This is a genomic window from Burkholderia arboris, assembly GCF_902499125.1.
GTDB lineage: Bacteria > Pseudomonadota > Gammaproteobacteria > Burkholderiales > Burkholderiaceae > Burkholderia > Burkholderia arboris.
This window is the reverse complement of sequence record NZ_CABVPX010000057.1, coordinates 1-26,912: the sequence shown is the minus strand read 5'-3', so window position 1 is coordinate 26,912 and position 26,912 is coordinate 1. Positions and strand designations below refer to the sequence as shown.

The 26,912-nt window shown below is 59.2% G+C and carries 25 protein-coding genes; 8 read left to right on the top strand and 17 right to left on the bottom strand.

From position 1 onward, the window contains the following. Positions 1–328 (top strand): integrase core domain-containing protein (locus tag BLA15945_RS36830; RefSeq protein WP_233464377.1); only part of this gene is annotated, 328 nt, incomplete at its 5' end. A gap of 339 nt (positions 329–667) precedes the next feature. Here BLA15945_RS36830 and BLA15945_RS36825 read toward each other — a convergent pair. Beyond that, entirely contained in the window at positions 668–1,666 is a 999-nt protein-coding gene (locus BLA15945_RS36825) for a GIY-YIG nuclease family protein (protein ID WP_217468181.1), read from the bottom strand. Between the two features lie 111 nt (positions 1,667–1,777). After that, positions 1,778–2,683, bottom strand: a complete 906-nt coding sequence (locus BLA15945_RS36820; RefSeq protein ID WP_174994690.1) for a LysR family transcriptional regulator — start codon at positions 2,681–2,683, stop codon at positions 1,778–1,780. Positions 2,684–2,740: 57 nt separating this feature from the next. On the opposite strand from BLA15945_RS36820, the gene BLA15945_RS36815 reads away from it, so the two are divergent. Together BLA15945_RS36815 and BLA15945_RS36810 are read left to right on the top strand one after the other, a co-directional pair. Continuing rightward, positions 2,741–3,667: an MBL fold metallo-hydrolase gene (locus tag BLA15945_RS36815; RefSeq protein ID WP_212266713.1), complete on the top strand. Its 927-nt coding sequence runs from the start codon at positions 2,741–2,743 to the stop codon at positions 3,665–3,667. Next, on the top strand, positions 3,664–4,650 hold the full coding sequence (locus tag BLA15945_RS36810; protein ID WP_174994689.1) for an alpha/beta hydrolase: 987 nt from the start codon (positions 3,664–3,666) through the stop codon (positions 4,648–4,650). The genes BLA15945_RS36815 and BLA15945_RS36810 overlap by 4 nt, the downstream gene beginning before the upstream one ends. Positions 4,651–4,767: 117 nt before the next feature. Here BLA15945_RS36810 and BLA15945_RS36805 read toward each other — a convergent pair whose 3' ends face one another. Continuing rightward, a complete protein-coding gene (locus BLA15945_RS36805) occupies positions 4,768–5,436 on the bottom strand; it encodes a GntR family transcriptional regulator (protein ID WP_080331840.1) in 669 nt (222 codons plus the stop codon). A gap of 128 nt (positions 5,437–5,564) precedes the next feature. Between BLA15945_RS36805 and BLA15945_RS36800 the strand changes: the two genes are divergently transcribed. The 4 genes from BLA15945_RS36800 to BLA15945_RS36790 all read left to right on the top strand — a co-directional run bounded on the left by BLA15945_RS36800 (position 5,565) and on the right by BLA15945_RS36790 (position 8,959). Continuing rightward, on the top strand, positions 5,565–6,632 hold the full coding sequence (locus BLA15945_RS36800; RefSeq protein ID WP_080331839.1) for an isocitrate/isopropylmalate dehydrogenase family protein: 1,068 nt from the start codon (positions 5,565–5,567) through the stop codon (positions 6,630–6,632). A gap of 69 nt (positions 6,633–6,701) precedes the next feature. Beyond that, positions 6,702–7,514: an MFS transporter gene (locus BLA15945_RS38090; RefSeq protein WP_407045129.1), complete on the top strand. Its 813-nt coding sequence runs from the start codon at positions 6,702–6,704 to the stop codon at positions 7,512–7,514. Beyond that, positions 7,480–7,962 carry an MFS transporter gene (locus tag BLA15945_RS38085; protein ID WP_407045128.1) on the top strand — a complete coding sequence of 161 codons (483 nt, stop codon included), beginning with the start codon at positions 7,480–7,482 and terminating at the stop codon, positions 7,960–7,962. Before BLA15945_RS38090 ends, BLA15945_RS38085 begins: the two co-directional genes overlap by 35 nt. 34 nt (positions 7,963–7,996) lie before the next feature. Next, a complete protein-coding gene (locus tag BLA15945_RS36790; protein ID WP_174994688.1) occupies positions 7,997–8,959 on the top strand; it encodes an amidohydrolase family protein in 963 nt (320 codons plus the stop codon). A gap of 56 nt (positions 8,960–9,015) precedes the next feature. Here BLA15945_RS36790 and BLA15945_RS36785 read toward each other — a convergent pair whose 3' ends face one another. The 14 genes from BLA15945_RS36785 to BLA15945_RS38120 all read right to left on the bottom strand — a co-directional run bounded on the left by BLA15945_RS36785 (position 9,016) and on the right by BLA15945_RS38120 (position 26,444). Continuing rightward, a complete protein-coding gene (locus BLA15945_RS36785; RefSeq protein WP_174994687.1) occupies positions 9,016–9,297 on the bottom strand; it encodes a hypothetical protein in 282 nt (93 codons plus the stop codon). A gap of 446 nt (positions 9,298–9,743) precedes the next feature. Continuing rightward, entirely contained in the window at positions 9,744–10,694 is a 951-nt protein-coding gene (locus tag BLA15945_RS36780) for an alpha/beta fold hydrolase (RefSeq protein ID WP_174994686.1), read from the bottom strand. Positions 10,695–10,849: 155 nt separating this feature from the next. Then, positions 10,850–12,085 (bottom strand): patatin-like phospholipase family protein, encoded by a 1,236-nt coding sequence (locus tag BLA15945_RS36775; protein WP_174994685.1) that lies wholly within the window; start codon positions 12,083–12,085, stop codon positions 10,850–10,852. A gap of 173 nt (positions 12,086–12,258) precedes the next feature. After that, the gene (locus BLA15945_RS36770; RefSeq protein WP_174994684.1) at positions 12,259–13,044 is read right to left on the bottom strand and encodes a 3-hydroxybutyrate dehydrogenase; all 786 of its coding nucleotides are present in this window, start codon (positions 13,042–13,044) and stop codon (positions 12,259–12,261) included. Positions 13,045–13,078: 34 nt separating this feature from the next. After that, positions 13,079–13,819, bottom strand: coding sequence for an acetoacetate decarboxylase (locus BLA15945_RS36765; protein WP_174994683.1), 741 nt, complete (start codon positions 13,817–13,819; stop codon positions 13,079–13,081). Between the two features lie 128 nt (positions 13,820–13,947). Continuing rightward, complete coding sequence (locus BLA15945_RS36760; RefSeq protein WP_174994682.1) at positions 13,948–15,492, bottom strand: TolC family protein; 1,545 nt, start codon at positions 15,490–15,492, stop codon at positions 13,948–13,950. Next, positions 15,479–17,545, bottom strand: coding sequence for an FUSC family protein (locus BLA15945_RS36755; protein WP_174994681.1), 2,067 nt, complete (start codon positions 17,543–17,545; stop codon positions 15,479–15,481). Before BLA15945_RS36755 ends, BLA15945_RS36760 begins: the two co-directional genes overlap by 14 nt. Continuing rightward, positions 17,526–18,575, bottom strand: coding sequence for a multidrug transporter subunit MdtN (mdtN, locus tag BLA15945_RS36750; protein WP_174994680.1), 1,050 nt, complete (start codon positions 18,573–18,575; stop codon positions 17,526–17,528). Before mdtN ends, BLA15945_RS36755 begins: the two co-directional genes overlap by 20 nt. Further along, the gene (locus BLA15945_RS36745) at positions 18,572–18,853 is read right to left on the bottom strand and encodes a hypothetical protein (protein WP_174994679.1); all 282 of its coding nucleotides are present in this window, start codon (positions 18,851–18,853) and stop codon (positions 18,572–18,574) included. Before BLA15945_RS36745 ends, mdtN begins: the two co-directional genes overlap by 4 nt. Positions 18,854–19,358: 505 nt before the next feature. Further along, positions 19,359–21,461, bottom strand: coding sequence for a prolyl oligopeptidase family serine peptidase (locus BLA15945_RS36740; protein ID WP_174994693.1), 2,103 nt, complete (start codon positions 21,459–21,461; stop codon positions 19,359–19,361). A 244-nt stretch (positions 21,462–21,705) separates the two neighbouring features. Next, positions 21,706–22,101, bottom strand: a complete 396-nt coding sequence (locus tag BLA15945_RS36735) for an H-NS histone family protein (protein ID WP_174994678.1) — start codon at positions 22,099–22,101, stop codon at positions 21,706–21,708. Positions 22,102–22,326: 225 nt separating this feature from the next. After that, positions 22,327–22,917, bottom strand: a complete 591-nt coding sequence (locus tag BLA15945_RS36730; RefSeq protein ID WP_174994677.1) for a hypothetical protein — start codon at positions 22,915–22,917, stop codon at positions 22,327–22,329. Positions 22,918–23,070: 153 nt separating this feature from the next. Continuing rightward, a complete protein-coding gene (locus BLA15945_RS36725; protein ID WP_320205756.1) occupies positions 23,071–23,784 on the bottom strand; it encodes an OmpA family protein in 714 nt (237 codons plus the stop codon). A gap of 68 nt (positions 23,785–23,852) precedes the next feature. Continuing rightward, complete coding sequence (locus BLA15945_RS38120) at positions 23,853–26,444, bottom strand: YadA-like family protein (RefSeq protein WP_174994676.1); 2,592 nt, start codon at positions 26,442–26,444, stop codon at positions 23,853–23,855. On the opposite strand from BLA15945_RS38120, the gene BLA15945_RS38115 reads away from it, so the two are divergent. Next, positions 26,407–26,912 (top strand): hypothetical protein (locus BLA15945_RS38115; RefSeq protein ID WP_217468180.1); only part of this gene is annotated, 506 nt, incomplete at its 3' end. The two genes, BLA15945_RS38120 and BLA15945_RS38115, sit on opposite strands and share 38 nt — an antisense overlap.

Below are 26,912 nucleotides of genomic sequence, written 5' to 3'. Positions count from 1 at the left end.
GATCTCGTGCTCGCGAATCAGCGCCTCTCAGAGGTCAAGTTCTGATCGTCAAGACGGCCTCAGATTGACGCTTACGACGTTCTCACGGGCAATCGGTTTGAAGCCCATCACGACGCCTGTCCGAAGTCCACAGAGCAACGGGATGGCTGAGAGTTTCGTCAAAACGATGAAGCGCGACTACGTTTCGTGGATGCCCAAGCCTGACGCGACGACGGCGCTGCAAAACCTGGCCATCGCGTTCGGCCACTACAACGAATTGCATCCGCACAGCGCCCTGAAATATCGCTCGCCACGCGAATTCCGCCAGCAAGCAAATTCACTAACCTAAGCGTGACCGTGTGTCCGGTTATGCAGGGGCAAGTCCATCCTGCAATGGTCGACAAGACGGTGACCATGTTCTGGCACGGGGTGCCAGCTGAATTCGACGACAAAGGAAATGTGTTCCGGGCCGCGGTTGATTCCGGCTCGCCCTATGTAGGAATCGTACTGAAAGAGGGCGAACTCTCACCTTGGATAGCAACAGGAACCAAGAACACGCCTCCTGAACGATCATAGGCACGCCCATTAGGCATTCCGCTGTTTGCGGAAGCGGGGGCCATTGTAGACGGCCCTGCTTTCGTTCTGGCCGCGTGCGATAACCAACGATTGCTACGAGCGTGGCCGTAGCCTATTGCCTTCGCAGCAAATTTCGCGTTTCCGGAAGCAAGACAGACACAAAGTCATCGTATTTGCGATCGAACACTTCGTCACCAGCGAGATATTCCATGAACCGCTCAACTGTGACCGCCTGCTTGTCGGTCGTCGGAGGGCAATACGCCTCCCAGACCAAAAGGAAAAGCCGACGCAATGGATGCTTCCCTCCTCGACCACGGTTTAGTGCCGCCGCCAGCACATCATAAGCTGATGGCAATCCACTCGACACAGGACGCCGGTACTTGAACGATAGCAGCACAGGCAGTATGCCCTTGGGGCTCCAAAAATCCCAAGCCAACCCAGGGGCAAACTCCTCTCGCCACAATCGGTATCGCGTCAGCCGATAAGCTGCGGCAAACACACTGTCGCGCAGATCTTCCGGAGCACCTGTATCGTAATACTGCACGGCGACATTCAAAAACTCATCGAGCCCATCACTCCATGAGGTATCCACGCTCCACGCAGTCTTCGATGCCTGAGCCAGCTTGATGCGATCCCATGCCCCCGTTGCTCGTAGATTTGTCTCTGTTTGTGTTTGATCAGGCTGGCAATAACGCCCACCACGCACTCGGTCTATGCCGTGTTCCGACATCAGCGCGATAGTAGCCTCATCCTCCATTGCCTTCGCCGTGTGTTCGTCCTGAGTACCGGTATTGATGGTGTAGATACGTCGCATCGGCCTGTATCGCTTGGTCCACTCCGCACCAACGCCAGACTTGTGCTGCTCCCAACGGCGATCCAAGTTGTCACTCAGGCCGACATAAAATCGCCCTTGCTCCAATGCGTGAACGTACAGGAAAATATCCTTCGGCGCAGCAGCCCCAGCCCAGTTAGTCGGCCTGGTTCTCGACTTACTCGTCTTGCTACCTGAGCCTGCGAGATCGACGAACTCTCGAGCAGCTTCGTCCGAAATTTCGGTGCCTATGGCCGCTTTCTTCCATCCTGCCACGCTCCTCACTCCCAGCAGATCCATCTGCCGGCGTGTGTACCCACCTCCCGCACTCGCTCCGGCGGCGAGCAATTCTTCAGTAATAAGCATAAGAATTTTTGTCCGCCCATTCGACACTATATCTTTCCCAGAATCTTATATATTCACGCAGGACTGCAATTGTTCGCGCAGCCAAACATGCCCACCATCTTGATCGAAACGTGCGTGCCATGTCGCGTATAGACTATATCGATTCGCATCAAATGGAAGCTGAAATGTGTCGAGTGTATCCTTGTAGTGATCCAGAAATCGGACCGGTAACGTACAAACTAGATCACTATTTTTCAAAATGATAGGCACAAGGCTATAAAACTGAACTGACACCCCAATTTTCCGTACCAACCCAAACTCCGCCAAAAGATCGTCAATGAACCCGCGAAATCCCCCTCCGTGGCCCGACACGAGGATGTGTTCCAATTTCACATAGTCACTTAGACTAAGTGGCTCGACGCCCCGCGGGTGTTTCTTACGTTGCGCCATACGGAAACTTTCTTCGAGTAACAATTCCTGCGACGCGCCCGGTACGGCATCTCGCGACGTCAGCGCGAGGTCAACTTCACCGCTTTCCAACTGATTAGCCAAAATGCTCGGGTTTAACACCCGAAACGCATATCGAATACCACCCAATCCAGCGTCTCGCGTCAACTGCGCTAGCCGCGGAGCTATGATTGCAGCCGCATTGTCGTTTGCACATATGGAGAACGTTCGATGGGCTACCGTCGGGTCGAAGCGTGGCCGTTGTCTTACCACGTCTTCCAGCGTTTGCAGCGCCCGATGCAAGGGATCTCGTAAATGCGCGGCAAGTGGTGTCAACACCATCCCTCTGCCCGACTGTGCCGGGATCAACAACGGATCCCCAAACAACTCGCGCAATCGAGCGAGTTGCGCAGAAAGTGCCGGCTGGCTGATATGAAGCTTTTCCGCAGCGTGCGTAACGTTGCGCTCGTCCAGCATCGTATTGAGCGAGACAAGCAGCGCTAGATTGTGGCCCGAGAAATTCATTTGCTTATACCTCGTATCTCGACTTCCGATTTCACAAAATCGCCCGATCTCAGCAACATGCTGCGTATTTCTCTGCCTACAGATATCGCCATGTCCGTTTTCCAGTTTCGCGACAGCTTGATCACACAGGTTATTGAACAACGTGGCCTCGGTTATTGCCCCAATCACCTTTACCCAGACTGGGATTCATCAGTGCTCGAAGCACACCGCGCATTAATGATTCCAGACTGCTTCGATGTTGTTTCCCAGCGCTTCATATCAAGCATTCATACCTGGGTCGTACGAACACAATATCATACGATCCTCATTGACACGTGCGTAGGAAATGACAAGATACGTTCCTTACCACGGTTCAACCAACTCAATTTGCCGTTTCTAAAACAGCTTGCAAAAGCTGGTGTTTCGGTCGAAAGCGTCGATTACGTAATGTGCACGCATCTGCATGCTGATCACTGCGGGTGGAACACGCAACTCGTCGACGGCCGATGGGTACCCACGTTCCCGAATGCAAAATATGTATTCTCCCGCCTCGAATATGAATACTGGCTCGGCCAGATTAGCGACGATAACTTCAATGCAAATGTTTTCGAAGACAGTGTGCTTCCCGTTATCGAGCAGGGTCAAGCGCACATCATAGACAGTACGGACGCAATTGCTGATACGTTGTTGATTCACCCCACATTCGGTCACAGCCCAGGGCACATCACATTCGAGCTTCTCAACGGCGGGCACAGCTGTGGTGGGGGTCTCTTCAGTGGAGACTCAATGCATCAACCATTGCAAGTCTTCAATCCAAGCTGGAACAGTTGCTTCTGTGCCGATCCTCATCGTTCAGTTGCGTCACGCCGCTGGCTATTGGAATACGCGGCCGAGAACCGAAGTACCGTGTTCACCGCGCACTTCGCAAACACTTCAGCCGGACGGGTGGCACGTGTTGGCAACGGATTCAGTTGGCAATTCATTCAAGAGAAGGATCACGCATGAGCAACAACGCATCGCACGCAATCGTATGCAACGACTTCATGATCCCCAGCGATACGTCCGGTATCGAACTGTACGTGCGCAACAAGCAACGTTCCGACATTACACATTTCGACGGAATGCGTACGGTACTGTTCGTCGCTGGTTCGACCTATCCCGCCTCGACATCGTTTGATTTAGCGCTCGACGGAACTTCGTGGATGGATCAACTTGCCCTTGCGGGATACGACGCATGGCTGGTTGATGTGAGAGGCTATGGCCGCTCGACGCAGCCCCCCGAGATGGCGCAGCCCGCAGAACTAAATCCCCCTATCGTTCGTACCCCAGTCGCTGTTAGCGACGTGGCAACGGCCGTGAACTTCGTACGTAACCGAACTGGTGGGAACCCGATCAATCTGATTGGCTGGTCGTGGGGAGCAGCACTCATGGGATGCTACACATGCAATCACAACGATGCTGTCCACAAACTTGTGCTTCTGGCGCCTCAATGGACTCGCAATACTCCGAGTGCCTCAGACACTGGCGGCAAACTTGGTGCCTATCGAATAGTGCAACGATCCACCGCGAAGGCGCGTTGGCTGAACGGCGTACCCGACGAAGCCCGTGACACCCTGCTTCCCCCCGCGTGGTTCAGCGCATGGGCCGACGCTACGTTCGGCCCCTCACCCGATGCTCACATCAAAGCACCCAATGGTACTGTGCAAGACAGTCGAGAATTCTGGTCGGCTGGTAGGGCTCTTTACGACCCGTCGCAGATTCACGTACCAGTTTTGGTGGTGCATGCCGAGTGGGACCACGATTGCCCACTCGACTTATCCCGTGCCGTATTCTCAAAGCTCACTGGGGCGCCATACCGCAGATGGGTAGAGATTGGTGAAGGGACGCACTCCGTATTGATGGAGAAGAACCGCTGGCAGATCTTCGGCGCGGTTCAGCAGTTTCTAGAAGACACGGTGCCAGGAGTTTGCGAGTCGTTGAAGGAATAGGTTTCGGTTATGGACCTACACTTCCGTTATGAGCAGATCACGAATACAACAGATCATTGCCGCTTGATAAAGCGACAACGAACCCGAGCTCACATCAGACTACGTGCGGTTTCTTGCCTAATCCAAGCCACCGCTTTCGACCAGCCACTGAATCCGCCGCCGCTGCGCGCTGCGGATATGCGCCTCGGCCGCCATCGCGCTCGCCGACGAATCTCGGGCAACAATGTGCCGGACAATCTCCTGATGTTCGGAGTGCGCTTCGCGCGCACGGACAACGTCTCCGAGCATGGTGGGCAGGAGCGCCATAGTGTCGTTCATGGTTTGAAGACTACGCAGCAGAAATCGATTGTGGGCCGCAAGGTACATCATCCCATGAAAGCGTTGATTGATCTCCGACAAACGTCGCGGATCGTCAAAACACTTGGCCTCCTCGTTCACAAGCGAAGAAAGCGCAGCGATTTCAATCTCGGACGCATGCTGAGCCGCCAAGCTCGCCGCTTTGGCCTCAAGCGCCTCGCGCATCGAGTACAGCTCCATAATCATCTGATGCGTGGGTCGTGTCACAGTCAACCCCCGCCGCGGCTCATACGTAAGCAGGCTCTCAGCTTCAAGACGCTTCAGTGCTTCACGTACTGGTGTACGTGACATGCCGAATCGCTCCGTAATGTCCTTCTCGACCAACCGGTCTCCCGCCTGAAGTTCCCCAGCTCGAATCGCTGATTTAAGTCGCTCATATGCTTCGGCACCAAGATCGCCAGCGGACTGCGTGGCCTCAACGTTCTCCATAAAACCCTCTCGCAATCGATCTGGCAATTATGGCATCGGACGCTCGCGCCCACCATCCGCACACGGGAGCACTTTACAGAATTCCAATGCATACCATAGTATACTCTCACACACGGAAGGAGAGAACCATGCGGATCGTTCTTTTGCCAGGAGATGGCATCGGGCCCGAAATTACGAAAGCGACAGAATGCGTACTGCAAGCGGCGTCTGACGCGTTCGGATTGCACCTTGAATTCATCAGCGAGCTGGCGGGTCATGAGAGCCTTGCCAAGCACGGAGCCACCGTCACACCGGAGTTGCTCGAGTCGGTCAGGGCCGCCGACGGTCTCGTGCTAGGACCGATGGCGACTTACGACTTCAAGGACGAGGCGAAGGGCGAAATCAATCCGTCGAAGTTCTTCCGTAAAAGTCTCGACTTGTACGCAAACGTGCGGCCGTCGCGTACTTACCGTGGCCTCAGGGCACCCGTTGGCGAGTTTGACCTGGTTGTGGTTCGCGAAAATACCGAAGGGTTCTATGCTGATCGCAACATGGAACAGGGTAACGGCGAGATCCTCGTAACTTCGGACGTAGCCATCTCGCTACGTCGCATCACTCGACAGTGTTGCGTACGTATCGCACATGCTGCGTTTGAATTGGCGATGCAGCGCAAGCGGCACGTCAGTATCGTTCACAAGGCAAATGTCCTGAAGATCGGCGACGGCATGTTTATCGACGCCTGCCAAGAAGTGGCCCGGGCCTATCCGGAAGTGATCGTCGACGACTTTATCGTCGATGCAATGATGGCTCATGTCGTGCGCGCGCCGCAACGCTTCGACGTGGTCGTAACAACCAACATGTTCGGAGACATCCTTTCGGATCTCACATCCGAACTGTCCGGAAGTCTAGGTTTGGCTGGATCACTAAACTCGGGGGGCACGCATGCTATGGCACAAGCCGCCCATGGATCGGCACCCGATATCGCGGGCAAAAACGTGGCGAATCCATTCTCGCTGATCCTATCAGCGGCATTGCTGCTGCGCTGGCACGGTCAGAAGTCGGCCAAAAACGATTTCCTACAGGCTGCCACCGCCATTGAACATGCCACTGCGGCGGCGATCGCTGCAAAGGAAGCAACGCGCGACGTTGGTGGCAACCTTGGCACTCACGAAACAGGCGAAGCGCTCGGTCAGCGACTTCATGCGTTGGCAAGCTGAGCCGTCAGTTTAAGACGAAAAGCCGATGGATGCTCACGTCCAACGTCAGATGGAAATCCGGAGACACAATTGACGACCGAAATAGAAAAAGCCGTGCTTCGCAAAGTCGCATGGCGATTCCTTCCGCTATTAATCGTCGCGTATATCGTCAACTACCTTGACCGTACAAGTCTTGGTGTGGCGGCATTGACGATGAACAACGACCTACACCTCACTGCGAGCGAATTCGGATACGCGGCTGGTATCTTCTTCGTCGGCTACTGCTTGTTTGAAGTGCCAAGCAATCTAGCCCTGTATCGCTACGGCGCGAAGTTCTGGCTCACCCGCATCATCATTACGTGGGGCATCGTATCTGCCAGCACCGCATGGGTGTCGGGACCAGTCTCGTTCTATCTCGTGCGATTTCTGCTCGGCGTGGCGGAAGCGGGATTCTTTCCGGGAGTAGCGTACTTTCTTTCGTGCTGGTTTCCGAAAGCGTACCGCGCCCGGATTCTCGCGTGGTTCCTGCTCGCAATTCCAGCGTCATCGCTGATTGGCACGCCCATTGCCGGCTGGTTGCTTGATTTGAATGGTGTGGCGGGACTCGCCGGCTGGAAGTGGATGTTTGTGTTAGTTAGCCTGCCGGCCATAGTGCTTGGTTGCATTTTCCCGATGGTGCTCGCCAATTCGCCACGTGATGCGACCTGGTTGGCCAAAGCAGAGCGCACTACACTTGAAGCAATACTTGCTGGTGAGTCGAAGACGACTCACAAAAGCCGGTTCAGCGAGGCATTGCGCGATCCGCGAGTGCTGATTCTCGCGGCCACACAGTTCGGGCTGATAGTTGGATCGTACGGCATCGGCGTGGTTGCCCCAAATCGTCAGAGAACACATACGCGATAATCATCTCATCGCGCTAGTCTCGACAGTGCCGTATCTGTTTGCGACGTTCGGACCGATCATATGGGCCGCCTGGTCGGACAAAACCGATAGCAAGATAGGCAACGTCGTCGCAGGGTGCACTCTCTCAGCTGCCGGATTGCTTCTATCGCTCTACAACTCATCGCTACTGGTTTCGATGCTTGGCATTACTCTCGCACTTCTCGGAATCAATGCTGCTCGGGCTATCTTTTGGGCCATCCCACCACGCTTCCTGACGGGCGCAGCAGCCGCAGGCGGTTTTGCATTCATAAATTCCGTCGGCACTATCGGCGGCCTGGTCGGCCCGGCAATGATTGGCGTACTCAAGGATTGGCAAGGAAGCTTCACCGCAGGCCTGCTCGGTATGGCCGTATTTTTGACCTTGTCGGCTATGCTGGCCGCGTCGTTGAAGTTAATGCCTCAGTCCTAGTCTGACTTGCAATACAACAGCATGGGAGACGATTGTGACCAACAGAAGAAGCTTTGTCTTGAAATCCGCGGCAGTGTGTATCGCGGGGACATCAATGGGCGTAACGGCAAACGCCACCACTCGTGCGGTACGTGACCTGCCATTTCGAATTCCGCCAAACGCTTGCGATTGTCATGTGCATGTTGTCGGCCATCAGAATCGTTACCCAATGTTGCCTGATCGCGCCTACACACCGCCCGAGGCGAGCGTCACAGAGTTGCGCATGCACCTTGCGCAAATCGGGATGTCCCGCGTGGTGCTAATTCAACCCAGCTTCTATGGAGTCGACAATTCATGCCTCGTCGACACATTGCAGGCACTCGGCAACATGGCGCGAGGCATTGCTGTCATTAATTCATCAACGCCTGACGAAACGCTCCAGGCGTTGGCAGCGAATGGCGTAAAGGGCGTACGGGCAAATCTGGAATCGATCGGCCTGCGCGATCCCGCAGCAGCTCGCAACGCACTGAAAGAGCTCGCTCGCCGTATCGCACCACTCGGTTGGCACATCCAGATCTACGCGGCTTCACATGTAATTGCAGCATCGGCAGAAGTCATCGGTGGGCTCGGGGTGCCAATCGTACTTGACCATTTCGCGCTGGTACAAACATCGAACGGTCTGACACAGTCGCCCCTAGCACCCATCGTCGAACTTGTGCGCAGCGGTTACGCGTATGTGAAGCTTTCTGCTCCCTATCGCATCTCGAAGGGTGCACCAAACTATGACGATGTGTGCCCGATCGCGCGCCTTCTTGTTGAAGCCAATCCCTCACAAATCGTATGGGCAAGCGATTGGCCGCATACCGATCGTGCCCCGAACAAGCGGCCAACAGACGTCAGTCCATTCCGTCTAGTCGATGATGTGTACATGCTGAATCAGTTTCTGAATTGGGTGCCCGAGCCCGAACTCAGGCAAAGCATCTTGGTTTCTAATCCTGCGAAACTGTATGGTTTTTGATTAACAAACATCAACGGGGCGATTCCGTTATGCAGATTCGATCGTGATGTGCCCGATCAGTGCGGGACGACGAAGGCTTTTGTAACAAGAGCAGCGACGTTGGCGCCTCGTTGCCTCAAAGCGGAAACAGTCATTCCGGCCGACCCATCGGGCATGCAGCCTTCAAGCGGTGGATCAAGTCGTAACGTTGCAGTACCTGGTAGTTGCAAGCCATCCCACTGCACTTCGCGACGGTCATTCACTTGGCCGAGCGTTCGCCCGATCAACTTGCTCCCCTTCGGGATCGCTACGTTCTCGAAACGGTCATAGACATTAAGCGACACGATCCCCACCATCATGCCTCCGACTCCGGGATCCCCAGTTTCCAGGCTCACATTGATGGGGGGTACCTTCGACGATTTCATACGGTTGGATTCGATGAATTTTCGCGATGGTGGGAGCATCCGAGTCAGCATTGCCCATAGACTGGGCCAGCGCTTGGGCAGACATTACGAACGCAGCCGCACAGGACAACGCGACAAACGACGATTTCATAGTGGATTCCTTCTTGCATATATAACAAGTGAGTCGGCCGATTATCCGGATGCGAAACAGTCGATGGATCGAACCTGCGCTATACCTTCGGCCGGGGGCGGTCAAGACTGAGAGCATCCTCCGCGCTCTTGCGCGAACCCTCTTCTGCTAATGCACCTTGACAGGGTCGCCCAATTTTTCCCAAGATCACACTGTAAGCGCAGTGATCTCTAGTACACTCAAACGATAACGCCCGATGCACCAATATCGATTACGCCAGCATCGCGCGAATCAGACGGGATACGCTTTGCGCAAGCTGCCCCCTACTCGCTAGATGCCCAGCCGCAACACATTCAACGACAACCGCTGACACTGCGCGCTCAAGGCGAGTCACATTTTCGATTGGACATACAGGGTCGTGGTTTCCGTGTGCAATGAAAATCGGAACGCCTGCATGCGATGCGCTACGTGCAAGCACTCGCAACTTGCGCTCACCTAGCCAACACCCATGCTGCAGGTAATGCGATTGAATGCGATACTTATCGATCAGGCGATTAGCCTTCTGCCGCGATATGCGCTCCTCTCTCGATGACCGCCGCATCAAAATTGCCTCTTCATAGCGATGCCACGAAAGTGCCACCGCGCGTCGTCGCACCCAACTCACCCCCGGTTGCAGACGTCGCGCACATTGGAGCGGCAGCCGATCGGACCTCGAGGTGCCGGCCGCAGCCACCAGTCGCTTCCACTCCTGCGGTGCTCGATAACGTGATGTTGTGAAGAAGCCACGCACTTCTCGTGCGGACGTCATGAACAGGCCTCGCAGCACGAGGCCGAGAACACGCTCTGGAAATCTTCCAGCATAGGCCAGCGCAAGCGCGCCCCCCCATGATCCGCCCAGAACACCCCAGCGTTCGATCCCAAGTTCCTCCCGCAATGCCTCCAGATCACCGATCAGGTATTTCGTACTGTTATGACGCGTACTTCCCCGCGGAGTCGACATGCCGGTTCCGCGCTGGTCGACGAGCACGACACGCACTCGCGTTAGATCGAACAAACGCAAAACGCCTGGCTGGCTTCCACTGCCGGGACCGCCATGTAGCACGACAACCGGTGGACCAAGCGGGTTACCGGCCTCGACATAGGAAATCGTGTGAGCACCACGACACAACCGTCCGGTGGATAGCGGGTGACATAAGGCAGCGCGTTTGGCATTTGTCGTCATCGATTCTAGTAATGGGTATAGTGTTCCCGTCGCTCTCTCGGGATGTTCAAAGCAAACCTCGATGTGCAAGTGCCACAACATATCAAGATATTCGTGAACATGCTCTATTCCCGGGAAAATCTCACGTTCTCACTAGTCTATTCAGACATACGCCATCATTTTTTTGAGTGAGCGGCGTCTAACTTGTTAACGTCGTACACCGAAAATCTCACTTCATTTTCTGGCAATGCAAGGTTCTTCTCGAAGGAAAGCGACTTGCGAATATCTCTTAGCCCTGCTTCCCAGTGATCATGCATCGTCCACAGACCAAACTGCACATCCTTATATTGGTTCTCGTAAGGCTTCTCATGATAGATAAGGTGCTGTACGTTGTAGCAACGACTACATGACAGTTCTTCAACGCTCTGCCACCACTGATCATTTGATCGAATGTCTTCTGGTACGTGATCTATAACGTGATTCAACAGGCTCCGAAAACGCTGTTCACGCTGTAGCATGTCTGTTACGAACCGCGTGCGGCTCGAATACTGCACGTCCTTCATACGTTCGGCGACGTCCGCCATCGTGCGCGGTAGCGGCCCACGTGCGCTCCACAGATCGACCTGGAACGCGAGCGTGTCACGACGCGGTGCCGCGTTGAGCACTTCCATTAGCGGTGTGTTCGACACGACGCCACCGTCCCAGTAATACTCGCCTTCGATTTCGACCGGCGGAAATCCGGGTGGCAGCGCACCGGATGCCATGAAGTGCTCGGGCGCGAGACGGATGCGCGAGTTGTCGAAGTACACGAAGTTGCCGGTGCCGACGTTGACCGCGCCGACCGACACGCGCGTTTCGCCCGAATTGATCCGGTCGAAATCGCACAGCTTCAGCAGCGTCGTGCGCAGCGCCGACGTGTCGTACCAGCTGATCTTTTCCGGATGGTCGGACACACCCGGCAGCGGCGGCGGGAAGCGCGGCGCGAAGAAGCCCTGCTGGCCCTGCATCATCGCGCTTGCGGCCTGCGACGCGGTGAAGAACGTGCGGATCTGGTCGATGCTGTTGAACAGCGCGAATTCGAACGCGGCCGGAATCACCGGAAAGAACGCCGGCTGGCAGATCGTTTCCCAGAATTCGCGCAGGCGCTCGACGCGATGCTCGGGCGCGTTGCCGGCGATCAGCGCGGTGTTGAGCGCGCCGATCGAGATGCCCGCGATCCAGTCGAGCGGAATGCCCGCCTCATGCAGCCCTTCGAACACGCCGGCCTGATATGCGCCGAGCGCGCCGCCGCCCTGCAGGACGAGCGCGATCGTCTCGTACGGCAGCGAGCGTGTCGCGGCCGGTGCGCCGGCCTCGTGATACAAGTCCGCTGCATCGACGGCCTGCTTTTCTGTTCGGGCGTGCGGTTTCATCAGTTGCTCCGAGAAATCCCGCCAGCGATGGCGGAGAGGAAAGGCGCGCCGTCGACAGACGGCGCGACATGGTTTGAATGACCGGTATGTTTCTTGTCTGCCGCTACCCAGTTCCGATCCGAACGTGCTTCGACAGGCGCAGGAATCGCCTCCGTTGAGGGAGGCAGCGGACGTTACTGCATGAACCAGCCGTGGCTGACGATGAACGACTGGCCCGTGAGCGCGGCGCTCGGGAACGCCGACAGGAACAGCACCGTCTGCGCGACGTCCTGCACCGTCGTGAACACGCCGTCGACCGTGTTGCCGAGCATCACCTTCTTGATCACTTCCTCTTCGCTGATGCCGAGCTCCTTCGCCTGCTCCGGAATCTGCTTGTCGACCAGCGGCGTGCGCACGAAGCCCGGACACACGACGTGCGAGCGCACGTTGTGCTTCGCGCCTTCCTTCGCCAGCACGCGGGCGAGGCCCAGCAGGCCATGCTTGGCCGTCACGTACGCCGACTTCAGCGGCGACGCTTCGTGCGAGTGCACCGAACCCATGTAGATCACGACGCCGCCGCGATCGTCCTTGTACATGTGCTTGAGCGCGGCCTTCGTCGTCAGGAACGCGCCGTCGACGTGGATCGCCTGCATCTTCTTCCAGTCGGAGAACGAATAGTTCTCGATCGGGTTGACGATCTGGATGCCGGCGTTCGACACGAGGATGTCGACCGAGCCGAACGTTTCGGCAACCTTGTCGATGCCGCTGTTCACGGCGTCCTCGTTCGTCACGTCCATCGCGACGCCGATCGCCTTGCCGCCCGCCTTGATGATCTCGTCGGCGACCGCGTTCGCGCCGTCCTGGTTCAGGTCGGCGATCGCGACGGCCGCGCCTGCCTTGGCGAGCTCGAGTGCGATTTCCTTGCCGATGCCGCTCGCGGCGCCCGTGACGACTGCGGTCTTGCCATTCAGGTTGCTCATTTCGAATTCCCGTGGTGAAAGTGTTGAGGGCGTATTACTGGGCCAGATAGTCATGGACGACTTCGCCGAGGCCCAGTGTCAAATCTGCGACCAGGTGGCGGGCTTCGACGATTTCGAGCACGGGCAGGTCCGCCACGGGCGCCAGTGCGTGCGGCGCCAGTTCGAGCGAGGCGGGGCCCGTCCACGCGCCCTTCATCTTGATGTCCTGCATGTAATAGCGCACCAGTTCGCAGACGCGCGCGGTGCCGTCGACGTGCGGGATGATCTTCAGCAGGAAATTGGGGCCGGCGAGACGCTTCGTCTGCTCGTCGATGTCGAGTTCCTTGTGCTTGTAGCCCATCGTGCCGGTGGCGACGCGCACCTTGCCGTAGTCGAGCGTGCCCAGGATGTGATCGGTGTTCACGTGCAGCGTGGGCGACGCGAGCTTCTTCGGGAAGCCCCACAGCTCGCGGCCGCCGGCGATCGGCGGGTGATCGTCGAGATACATCGCGAGCGTGTAGCCGCCCGGCTGGCCGTTGTATTCGACCGGGATGACCTGGCCGCTTTCGGTGTAGTCGCCAAAGCCAGTCGAATCGGCCATGCGAATGAATTCGTAATGGACGAGCGGCTCGGTGATCTGCAGCGGCTCGGGGACGATTTCGCGGAGACGGTCCGGATCGGTGCGATACGTGATGATCAGAAACTCACGATCGACGAAACGGTAAGGACCCACCGGGAAGGCAGGGCTGGTCAACGGCATCGCAAACGCTTTGGACCTAATATCATTAGCTTTCATTCGTGTTCCTACAGAATTAATAAAATTAGCCAAGCTACACACCACTTACACATCACACATCTGTAAGACTGTCCAGATCCGAACAGCCCCTTCTCAATCCAGCCAAAAGACAACACTCCCATTAATCGCTACCGTTCCTCCGATATCGTTCCCGTCGCGAGTGCGAGTGCGGCGGCGGCCGACAGCGCGCCGGCATAGCTGTCGACCTCCGCGTTCCGGGCCGCGAGCAACTGGCTTTGCGCGATCGTCGCGTCGGTGACCGAGCCGACGCCGTTCCGGTAAGCGGTCAGCGCCGCGTCGTAGCTGGTCTGCGCGGCATCGACGAGCGCCTTGGCCGCGTCGTGCGACGCGAGGCTCGTCTGCACCGCGTTCTGCGCGGCGACGACCTGGCGAACGGCTTCCTCCTTGGTCCGCGTGAGGCGCGCGGATGCGCTTTCCGCGTCGTTGCGTGCCTGCATCAGCACGGCCGAGCGCAGGCCGCCGTCGTACAGCGGGATCGTCACGCCGAGGAATACGCCGCCGCCGTAGCGGCTGCCGTTCAGGTTGACGGTCGGCGCCTGGTCGCCGATCGCCGGCAGCGCGGAGATGGACGTACCGCCGCTCGCATACGACGTCGACGCGGACAGGAAGATCTTCGGCATGAACGCGGCTTGAGCCGCCTTGATCTTCGCGCGGTTGGCCTTTTCGACCGCGAACGCGCCCTGCAGGTCGGGGCGGCGCGCGATCGCGTCCGACACGATCGTGTCGACCGACGAACCGAGCGCGGGCGGCAGCGGCCGCTTCGGCAGCGCGGCGATGGTCGGCTTCGACAGCGGCGAGATGCCGAGCGCGGAGACGAGGGCGAGGTAACTGTCGCTCTCGGCGCCGTTCGCCTGCACGAGCGCGAGGTTCGCCTGCGCGCGGTTCTGCGTCGCCTGCGCGAGTTCGACGACCGTGCCGACGCCGTGCTTGAGCCGTGCGCGGGACGCCGCGAGGATCGCATCGGCGTTCGTGAGGCCCTGTTGCGCGCTGAGCGCGTGCGAGCGGGCGGCTTCGTAGCGGTAGTACGAGACCGTCACGTCGTGGATCACCTGCTGGTGCACGGCCGTGAACGCGACGTTCGACGCGATCGATGCCTGTTCGGCCGCTTCGACGCGCGCCGCGCGGCCGCCGAAATCGAACAGCAGCCATTGCAGCGACAGCGCCGAAATCGTGCCGTGCACGGTGGTGTCGCTCGACGAATCGCCGAGGATCGTGGACGTCGAGCCGTGGCTCGTCTGGTACGCGCCCATCGCGGTCGCCGACAGGCGCGGCAGGTAGGCGGCCTTGGCGAGGCCGACCGCGAGCGCCGCATTGCGAGCGTCGTTCCACGCGATGCGGGTGAGCGGGTTCGCCGATTCGGCGAGATCGATCAGCTCGGGCAGCGTGTACGGATGCGCGGCATCGAGCACGGCCGGCGGCGAGACCGACGCGAGCGCCGGCGACGCGGGCAGCGTGTAGTCGTGCGCGCCTGGCGCGGACGCGCGCGGCGGGCCCGGCACGATGTCGCCCGCGGCCGACGTTTGCGGCTGCCACGGGCGGTCGGACGCCTCCGGCGCCAGATCGATCGACGACGTCGCGCAGCCGGCCAGCGCGACGGCGGTCGCGAGCACGGTGGCGGCGATCGCGGCGGCCGGCGGTTCAGGTAGGCGCATGAGGGGCAGGCTCCTTCGGTGTGGCTTGACGGGCGGCGTCGGCGATCTGCGCGAGCCGCGTGTCGATGAGGTTCAGCAGCGCATCGCGCGCGGGGTCGGTGGGGGCGGCGCTCGACGGTGGTGTCGGAGCGGGCGTGCGGGGCACGGTGTCGCCATTGCCCGGTTCGGTCACGCGCGCGAGTTGCGCGTCGATTGCCGCGTCGCCCGGCTTGCGTTCGGCGAGCAGGAACAGCGGACCTTCGATCGCGCCGAGTTCCGCGAGCGCGCGCCGCCGGGTGGCGAGCCACGTCGCGGCCGGCCGCACCCACGACGGCTCGTAATGGACCAGGCCAAGCTCCTGCGAGATCGCGCCGTGTCGGGCGAACGCTTCGGCCGCGAGCGCGCGCCGCTCGGCCGGCTGCGCGATCTGCGCGATGCGTCGCCACTGGTCGAGCAGCGCGGCGAACGCGACGTCGATCTGCTTGCCGATGCTGACCGGCCAGATGCGTGTGAACACCAGATACACGACGACGTTGCCGAGCAGGATGCCGATCGTGCGGTCGCGCGCGATCGTCAGGTCGAAGCCGGGGCCGGCGCCCTGGATCACGCACAGGAAAAACGCGAAGGCGACCTGGAAGCCCGCGTACGCGATGCGCGGCGATCCGAAGGCGATCCACGCGGACAGCCACGCGCCGGCGAACACCAGCGCCATCAGGTGGCCGACCGACGACAGCGCCGGCACGACGAACACGAGCGCGGCGGTGCCGAGCAATGCGCCGATGATGCAGCCGAAGATCCGCAGCGTGAGCTTCTCGACCGTTTCGGCCGTCGAGCCGAGCGACACGATGTAGCAGGTGACGACGCAGGTATGAATGCCCGACCAGTCGAGCTGCGAGTACAGCAGATAGCAGAAGATCGCCGCGGCAGTCGTCTTCAGCGCATAGCGGATGTGGTCGGGATTGGTGCGTGCGTCGGGCAGGAAGAAGCCGCCGTGTGGTGCCGGTGCCGGCGCGGCGGCGGGTGCTTCGGGCGTGGCCGCAGCGGCGGCGGGCGTTGCGTTGGCCGAAGCCTCCGCCGTTGCATCGACCGTAGGCGCTGTCGCGCCCGGCTCCGCGAAATGCGTGATCGCATCCTGGAGATCGGTCGCGGCGATGCGTGCGAGCGGCGGCAGCGCGTCGGCCGGCGGCAGCGCGAGCGTCACGTCGACCGGGTAGCCGCCGCGTTCGAGAATGGCGGCCATGTCGTCGAGCGTCGCGGCGAGGGGTGTGGCGAACGCATCGGGCAGCCGCGCGTCCGGCTCGCGATCGGCCAGCGCGACGCCGACCATCAGCGCGGTGCTCGACGCGATGGCCTGCCGCAGCGCCGCGAAGTCGGCGGCGCTCGACGAGCCTTCGAGCTTCGACAGCTTGAGCCACGTGAGCAACTGCTTGTCGCCTTCGCGCAGGCTCGCGTCGAACGCGGCACGTGCGTCGTCGTCGCCGCGCAGGCGCCGTGCGGCGAGCCGCAGCCGCTTCGCGAGCTGCGCGTGCGCAAGCTTGCGCGGCGACGGCGCGATCAGCAGGTTGACGACGATCGCCACGCCGACGGGGATCGCGATCGTCAGCCAGATATACAGCAGCGCGCGGGTGGCGGCTTCACCGAACGGCGCGAGGCCGAGCTGGTCGAGCCCGAAGCCGACGATCATCGCGAGGATCGCGCCCACCGGGCGCAGCTTGCTGGCGGAAGTCAGATACAGGAGGGCGACCGACAGCACGGCCATGCACGCGACCCGCAGGATCGAATAGTCGATGCTGAAGATCGCGATGCCGAGCACGAGCCCGATCACGATCGTGACGATCAGCAGCAGCGCGGCCGCGAGCACGATGCTCGTCACGCGGTCGGCGCGGATCATGAAGAACACGACGTACGCGGACAGCGCGGCTTCGGGCGTGCCATTCGCGGCCGTCACGAGCGCGGTCAGCGCGCAGATGAGCGCGACGCGCACGGCGATGGCCGTGCGCCCCGGAAACGGCGCGAGCAGTCGCAGGACTTCGCGCGGGCCCGGCGCGCGAACGTCAGCGGCAGGCAGTGCCATGCCGGACCTCGACGATCGCGCTGGCGCCGACGCGCACGAGCTTCGCATCGGGTTCGTCGAGCTTCACGCGTACCGGGAAGCGCTGCGCGACGTGCACCCAGTTCACCGAGTTCTGCACGATCGGCAGCGAGCGCGGCAGGTTGATGCGCGCGCTGTCCGCGATGCCGGCGCCGATGCCGACGACCTTGCCCGTCAGCGGGCGGCTGCGGTCGATCATCGAATAGACGGTCGCGCAATCACCGACCGCGATGCGGCTCAGCGCCGTCTCGCGGAAGTTGCCGACGGCGAACCATTCGCGCGCGTCGATCAACGTGAAGATCGACTGGTTCGGCGCAAGGGTTTCGCCGGCGAGAACGGTGAGCCCCGTCACGAGCCCGTCGTGCGGCGCACGCACGACCGTATCGTCGAGCGCGTGCTGCGCGCGGGCGAGCGCGGCTTCGCGCGCATGCAGCGTCGCGATCGCGTCGGCTTCGTCGCCGATCGTCCGTGCGGATGCGCGCTGCTGCTCCTGCGCCTGCGCGAGCGAAACGGAGGCGTCGCGCTGGCGGACCTTCGCCTGGTCGAACTGCTGCGCGCTGACATAACCCTGCGCGGCGAGCGGCGCGAGCCGGTTCACGTCGCGGGTCGCGAGGTCGGCGTTCTGCGTCGCGCGCTTGACCTGCTCGGCGGCGACCGCCGCGTTCGAACGCTCGCCGATCAGCGACCGGCGGCGCGTGTCGAGCGACGCGCGCGCGAGTTCGACGTCGGCCTGCGCCTGCGCGACCGTCAGCCGGTACGGCACGGGATCGATTTCGTACAGCAGGTCGCCCTTCGCGACGCGCTGGTTCTCGTGCACCGCGAGCTGCACGATGCGGCCGCCGACCGGCGACGCGACGTGCACGACATCCGCGTCGATCGACGCGTCGTCGGTGGACGGATAGGCCGTCGTGCGGCAGTACGCATACACGAGCGCGGCGATGCCGAGCGCGACGATCGCGAGCGCGATCACGCGGCCTTTCACGGAGGGGCGGGGGAGTCCGGCGGCCTTCATGCGAACGGCCCCGTGCCGGTGAGCCAGACGATCACGGCGACCACGAGCCCGATCGCGGTGCAGACGGCGAGCTGGTAAGGCACGGTGGCGGCCCAGCCGGTCGCGACGAACACGCGGTGCGCGACGATCGCGCCGATGACGCCGACGATCGCGCTGACGAGCCAGAGCGGGAAATACGCGCCGAACAGCACGTACGACGGGGCGCCTCGCGACGCGCAGCCCGCGAGCGGCAGGGCGGCGGCAACGCGCAGGGGCGCGCGCGGCATTGTTTTTCTCATGGTGTGACAGGCCTGACTAAGTCGAATACACAAGCTACGACGCAGTCTTAGAATGAAGCATCGAAGACCACATGGCGATATTTCCTTACTACCAGACGCCGTGAAATCGATGAATGCTTGAGCGGTTTGATTGGAAATTTCGGTTCCTGCAACTGCTTTCTTCTATCCCGATACAGGCTTAACTCCGAGAAATTCCATTTGTCTACGCATATACCCACCTCCCGAACTCACTCCCGTTGCAAGCAATTCTTCGCTAATCACAATAAGAATTGGTTGGTCCAAACTGCACCGCACCTTTCATAGAGCCTCATCCAGTCACACGAGACAACAGTTGTTTTCGCAACAAAATATGATCACCATCCTTATCGATGGCACGCACGCCATGTCGTGTATGACCTGCAGTCGGAACGTGCCGTGCGTATCGCTTGTAGCGATTCAAGAAGCACGCAGGCAGCGTACCTCGAACGCAGTGCGGACAGAGCGTAGTGTCGGGAGGAACACGAAGTCATGCGATTGGCCGTAACATTGCCCCGATCTTCGCGCGCAGAAACTCAAATTTCGTTGCGCTAGCACGAGCAATCGTTTCGGGTTCTACGCCTGCGCCATGGCCACCATCGCGATGTTCCAAGTACCAGACTTCGTTATGTCCCAGCGCCTGCATTTTTGCCACCATTTTTCGCGCGTGGCCAGGGTGAACACGATCGTCAGTCGATGACGAGATGAAAAGAACCGGCGGATAGGAGATGTTGGCATTGACGTTGTGATAGGGTGAATACTCCATCAACATTTGGTAGTCGTCTTGATTGTCAGGGTCGCCATACTCACCAATCCAAAGGGCACCCTGCAACATCAGGTGGAAGCGTGACATATCCAGAATGGGCACATCCGAGATAACCGCACCGAATAGCTCTGGACGCTGAATCATGCATGTTGCGGTCAACAGGCCTCCATTACTTTCACCGGTAATAGCGAGCTGCTCCGGGGTGGTGACACCAGAGTCGATCAGTGCTTCAGCTACGGCAATGAAATCGTCGAATGCGACCTGACGATTCTCACGTTGCGCGGCTCGATGCCACTCAGGACCGAATTCTCCCCCGCCCCGAATGCTCGCGATCGCGTACACCCCACCTGGTTCGAGCCAGGAGAATCCCATGGTGTCCAAATAGGCAGGCGTATCGACCGGAACTTCGAATCCACCGTATCCATAGAGGAGGCATGGTCGAGGTTTACCCTGAAGATCCTCCTCGCGACCGATAAGCCAATATGGAATCTGCACTCCATCGGAAGCCATGGCGTATCTTCGCTGCGCGACAAATCCGGTTGCATCGAACCGTGCTGGAAGTTGTCCGAGCAGGCGCCAAGGCGCATCACTGGAAAGTTCGGTAAGATAAAGCGCGGGCCGCGTCAGAAAGTGATCAGCGTAGACCAGCACAATGTCGTCTCGAGTACTGTCAACGGCAGTCACCGATGCCTCGCATCCGGCTGGTAACGGCATATCTCGCATGTCCCATACCCCGTCACTCGAGACTGGTGGGTGCCAAAGCGTCACGCGCGTAACACTCTCGTTCTTGTGGGAGACGATCAGCCAACGCTTCGTGTACTCGACGTTCGACAGTATGTTCCTTTCCGTTGGCTCGAAAAGTATGGTGAAGTGGCGGTTTCCGTCGAGAAACGCATCACGTCGGATAGTCAGTAAAGAACCGCCTCGATATATCGTCGCATTTATGTTCCAGTCCGTACGTGGCATCACGAACAACCATTCGTTCCACTCGAACAGGTCTGCATCCCGCTGTATGTCGTACAGTCGCCATTCACCGGTCCTCTCGTCGAGCCAGAACTGCTCTACTTCAAAAAACGTGGTGCCACGACTAGCAATATGACGGGCTTGAACCGGATCGTAAGAGACGGTTGCAGACAATTCTTCTTGCTTGCATTCGAACACCACCGGCCCATCTGCAACCGGCGTTCCGCGCCTCCATCTACGTACATGCCGTGGATAACCAGCGTCGGTAAGCGCAGGGGTTGCGCTTACCGAGCTGTCATCCCAGCTGACATAAACCGTGTCACGATCGATCCAGTCGACGCTGTGATGGCCCGGCACAAGCAATTCGAACCCATTCTCGACAAATGCGCGCGCCTCTACGTCGAATTCCAACACGATGTGCGTGTCGGAACCACCGGGTGCAAGAAAGACCAGCGCGCGATCGGCAGCGGGGTAAATTAGATCGAAGCTGACCAGAACCCAACGCGTGTCGTCGCCATCCCGATTATTCAGGTCAAGCGCATCGATATCCAGTACGGTTTCCCATTTTGGAATGCCCTCAATCCACGCATTCCATGACGTGCGCCGCACGAGGCCGAGCGGATGCGATTCGTCGATCCATATGTTGTAAGCCCAGACGCCACTTCGCCAGCATGTGACGATGCGGTCGTCGGCTGTCATGACCTCGACGAGCCGCCGAGTTAACGTGTCGGTACGTGCTGTACGTCCGAATTCTGTCAAGGTTCGGGTCGACTGCGCACGACACCATGCGTCGACGGCATGACTATCGAGTGCTTCGAGACCGATATACGGGTCGACAGCGTCAGAGGATGGCTGCCATATCATTGAGGAATGCAAATTCGTCACGAATCAGTAATTTCCTATTAAAATAAAACTCGCGAAGTCTACGCGCACTTATCAGCACAGCCACGCTTTCAGCTACAAGCGTACCCTCAGCTCACGCGGTTTACTTGTCCGGTTACACATCTGTTATGCCAAAATGAGGCGCGCCACGAGGCGTATCGGACCCGGTCACTCCACGATCATTGCTCGGCTTCGTTGGTTTCGCCGAAAAGAGTACGTCGACTCTTCATGCACTTCTTCCGTCAAGATAGCCGTCGCGGGATCCACTGTTGTCGTCGTGTACTGCCACCTCGCCTCGAAATTCACCCTCTTCACCTACATGCTCGATCCGGAACTGTTCGCGATCCTTGCCAACGATCCACTTCGGCGCTCGCCCACGACCGCTCCATGTCTGTCCGGTTTTCGGATTCCAGTATTTAGGGGCGATGACTCTCTTTTTTCTGGCAGCAGCGGAATATCGATCACGGGGCACCACATCGATTTCAAGACCGAACTCCTCGAGCACTTCCCGAACACGCGTTGCCACGAGCGTAGCGAGACGCTCCTTCTCGTCTCGAATTTCACGCGAGACCTCGACCCTAAACTGATCAAACTGCTCCAATAGAGTCCGATAATCACTCATTTCATACTCCTCTTCCTCGGACTATCCATATACCCTGCCACTTGCCATACGGGTATGGGATCAGTTCGTTATAGCATCACCGTGAATACCGAAATACCCACATCAATTTCATCGCGATCTGTCTTAACCGGCCACTCAAACTACCTCACATTCCCATGTTGTAGTTCAATAGCAATGTTGATCCAACATGCGCCACAGCACTTCGTTCTTTAGAGCGCGACTCCTTCACGGCGCGGCTCCCCATTGGAACTGCACCTGTCGGCGAAGAATCAAACACGAAGGCGGCGCATCGACAAGTACGACAACCTCACGCGGACGGGTTGGATCGGCGTAGACCATGACGGACTTAACGAGTTGAGTTGCCTGATAGCCGGTCAATTCACTACGCGCCACCTGCGAGCAGGACAGCGGTGCACTGGAAATGCGCTCCGCCAAAACCGAGCAACCACCAGCCCCCCCCGGCACCGTAACAAGCGACAACAACGCCGATGACTGCGGGAATTCGATCCCGGACAACGAAAAGAGTGGCCCGATATCAGGATTCGCACGCTGCCAATCCAATAAGATGTCCGCTCGAACAGATCTATCAAATACACGCGCCGACACTTGCGCCACCGCACCATAGCATTTGCGAATTCCAACCTCTTGTGCCGCATGTGCGAGCACAGTAGTGTTCGACGCTGCCTCCAGATGTTTCGGCCTGAGCTCCGACACTGGTTGCGCCAGCACAACGCTGCCGATCCCCAGCACCATCCACACGAGCACCAATTCGACACTCGCTACAACAACGCTACGGAATGACGTACGAACATTCATGTGCATCGACAATCGATATCGACATCCTCGCCACATCGATAGAGAATAAAAAAAGAGGATCGGGCCAGGGCGCCGCAATCCTCAAACCTCAGGCGCTTCCGGATACTTACGAGGACCTTCGTCCGGAAGCGAGGTCTCCTGAGGGGGGGAACTCTAGTTTTTCGTCAATGTAATCTCGACGCGTCGGTTCTGCGAGCGACCATCCGCAGTCCCGTTCGTTGCGACAGGATTCGCTCTGCCACGCCCTTGAATATCAAACTGATCCGCATTCAACCCATGCGATTGCAGATAATTCGCCACTGCCTGGGCCCGTGCTCGCGACAAGTTCAGGTTGTAGGAATCTGACCCGACGCCATCGGTATAACCCGTGACGGTGACTTTGCCAAAGCTCATGCCCTTGGCATCAGAAATCAGTTTGCCGAGCCGCTCTTTCGCGGCAGCTGTCAGCGTCGCTTTGTTGAAGTCAAAATTGGCGTCGCCCGCCAATGTCACATGCTTCGGTACGGGAACTGCAATTGGCGCCACTACCGGTGCGGCCGCAATCGACTGAGGTTGCTCCCCGCATTGGAATATCAAAGTCCGAGTATTCGGCTTGCCATCAGACGTCGTTGAACCCAACGGGGCCTGAGCTTCAACCGGATGCACCGGCTGGTCGTGGCAAATCTCCTGCGCCTCACGGTAGCAGGTTCCTGCGCCTTCAATCAAACCATGACAATCAACACGATAGGTCTGCTTTCCATCTTGTCGGTCGACCAACCACGCACTGAACATCGGCCCTGTTGCAGACGAGCATCCGGCCAGCAGTGCCATCACTGCTACGCACAACATTTCGCCACGCATGTTGAACCTCTTTTTCATATCGGTCATCTTCACTCTCTACGTCGCCCTCAATCAACAGGCGACGAGCGCTTCGCTCCCGTCGCCTGTCCGGCCGATTACCACTGGTAGCCCACCCCCACACCATAGGTACGTCCCGCGCTGCTTGCCCCAACGCCCCCCTTCAGTTTCAGGTTTTCGGTAATTCGAGCCGTGAAGCCGAGAGCAACAGCACCGTAGCCTTGGTAACCAGCAGCGCCAATCCCGACCGCGATCGTCTTGCCAAGATCCACATCCGGAATCATCGTCAGAGCCGTGGCAGCCGCTACCCCCGAGTAGGCGGTTCGCGCAATGGCAGATACGGATCCCTGGAGTGCGTTGAGCTGCGACACATTCACTGCGTCAGTCGGATTAACACCAGGTCCGACATTGGTAATTCGTCTTTCGCTACCCTGCGAGCCGACCGATACCGTATTGGCCTCGTTCGCTACCGAGTTCGCGCCCAGTGCTACTGCCCCTGGCGCTGACGCAGACGCGTTGGTACCGATCGCCGTGGCATTGCTTCCCGATGCCAGTGCCTTCGCACCGATCACTGTGCTGCCGTCTGCGCTAGCGTTTGCGCCGTTGCCAATTGCCACCGCATTCGCGCCAGAAGACGCCGCATTCGGCCCGAGCGCCATCGCGTTCGAACCAGTCGCGCCACTGTTGTTGTAGTTGCCTTGCTGCGCACCGCCATCGTTCACGCTGTAATAATGCGCACCGTTTGCAATAGTTGTCGTCGACAACCGACTGATGGTCGTGGACAGCGACGTGATCAACGAACTGTTCCCGCCTTCGCTAGTCGACAGCGATGCAATGTGCGACATCGTGGAGGTCGACAGACTGTTGATAGCCAAGAACGCCGTGTTGAGCTGTGACCCATTAACGGCATCCGTGCTCGTTGATGACACACGTCCAGCCGCGACATTCGTAATCTGACGTTCAGCGCCTGGTGCCCCGATACTCACAACACTTGTCGGCGTCGTACCGGCGTATCCGTACGTTACGCCACCAACCGTTCCGGAAGCGGTCGGAGTAGCTGCTGCCGTCACCGAGCCAGCACCTAGCGCTACATCGCCCTTGTTAGTCGCAACCGCATTCGGCCCAATCGCCACACTGTCCGTGCCGAGCGCCTGACTGTCTGGCAACGTCGAATTCGCGTGGAAATACTTGATCCCACCACCGTTCGCGATGTTGTTGACTGTATTTCCGAGGTTATCGACTGCCTGATTGGTCGCATACAACTGCGAACCGTTGACAGCGTCGGTACTCGTTGCGCTCACGCGGCCAGCTGCCACATTCGTGATCTGACGTTCTGCGCCTGGCGCGCCCACGCTCACCACGCTGGTCGGTGTTGCACCGGCATAGGCGTAGCTCGCGCCGTTGATCGTGCCCGATGCTGTCGGGTTCGCGACCGCTGTCACCGAGTTCGAGCCCAATGCGACGCTGTTCGCATTGCTTGCCACCGCGTTCTGACCCAGTGCCACCGCGCCTGTTGCACTAGCGTTTGCACCGTCACCGACTGCCACCGAGCTTGCGCCGGCCGCTGTTGCGTTGGTGCCCGCCGCCAAAGCGTTGATGCCGGTAGCACCGTCATTGTTGTAGTTGCCCTGTTGCGTGCCGTTGTCGTTCACGCTGTAGTAATGCGTCTTCGCCGCATTAATCGCCGTCGATGTCGAAGTAGACAACGAGGTGATGCTGCTCGACGTAGACGTCGACAACGACGTGATCGAACTGGTCGCGGTTGACAGCCCCGTTGAAGTCGAAGTCGACAGCGATGTGACATTACTGTCCGTGGTCGACAAACCAGTCGACAGTGAATTGATGCCACTCGATGTCGAAGTCGACAACGACGTGATTGAACTCACCGTACTCGACAGACCGGTCGACGTCGAAGTCGACAAACTGTTAATCGCCGTATTTGTTGCGTACAGCTGCGAACCGTTGACCGCGTCCGTGCTCGTCGACGCTACTTGGCCCGCCGCCAAGTTCGTAATCTGGCGCTCCGCGCCGGGTGCACCCACGCTCACCACACTCGACGGTGCCTTGCCGGCGTAGCTGTATGTCACACCACCAATCGTTCCCGTCGCCGTCGGGTTAGGCGCCGCCGTCACCGAATTCGAACCCAGCGCAACGTCGTTCGCGTTATTCGCCACCGCGCTCGACCCGAGTGCGATCGCCCCAGCACCGCTTGCAGACGAGGTGTTGCCAAGCGCCACGGCGCCTTGACCAGTTGCAATGTTCGCGTTGCCCAGCGACACCGCGCCTTGACCATTCGCCGTATTGTTTGCACCTAGTGCCACGGCGCCCGTACCGGTTGCCGTATTCGGATCACCAATCGCGACTGCACCGTCACCGCTCGCCGTATTGCCCACGCCAATTGAGACGGCTTGTCCGCCAGTTGCCATCGCATTCTGGCCAATCGCCACAGCACCGTTCGAACTCGCGTTCGCGCCGTCACCAACTGCCACCGAGCTTGCACCCGCCGCGGTGGCATTGGTACCGGCCGCCAGCGCGTTAATGCCCGTGGCCCCGTTGTTGTTGTAGTTGCCCTGTTGCGTGCCGTTGTCGTTCACGCTGTAGTAGTGCGTCTTCGCCGCTTCGATCGCCGTCGAGGTCGAAGTAGACAACGAGTTGAAGCCCGTCGATGTCGACGTCGACAGCGACGTCACGGTGCTGTCGGTCGTCGACAGACCCGTCGACAACGAGTTCACGCTGGACGACGTCGACGTCGACAGCGACGCCACCGAACTGATCGTCGTGCTCAGACCCGTCGACGTGGAAGTCGACAGCGACGTCACGGTGCTGTCAGTCGTCGACAGACCCGTCGACAACGAGTTCACGCTGGACGATGTCGAGGTCGACAGCGACGTCACCGTGCTATCGGTCGTCGACAGACCCGTCGACAACGAGTTCACGCTGGACGACGTCGACGTCGACAGCGACGCCACCGAACTATTCGTCGTGCTCAGACCCGTCGACGTCGACGTTGACAAGGACGTTACCGTGCTGTCGGTCGTCGAAAGACCCGTCGACAGCGAGTTGACGCTGGACGATGTCGACGTCGACAGCGACGTGATCGAGCTGGTCGCCGTGCTCAGGCCCGTCGATGTGGACGTCGACAGGCTGTCGATCGCGGT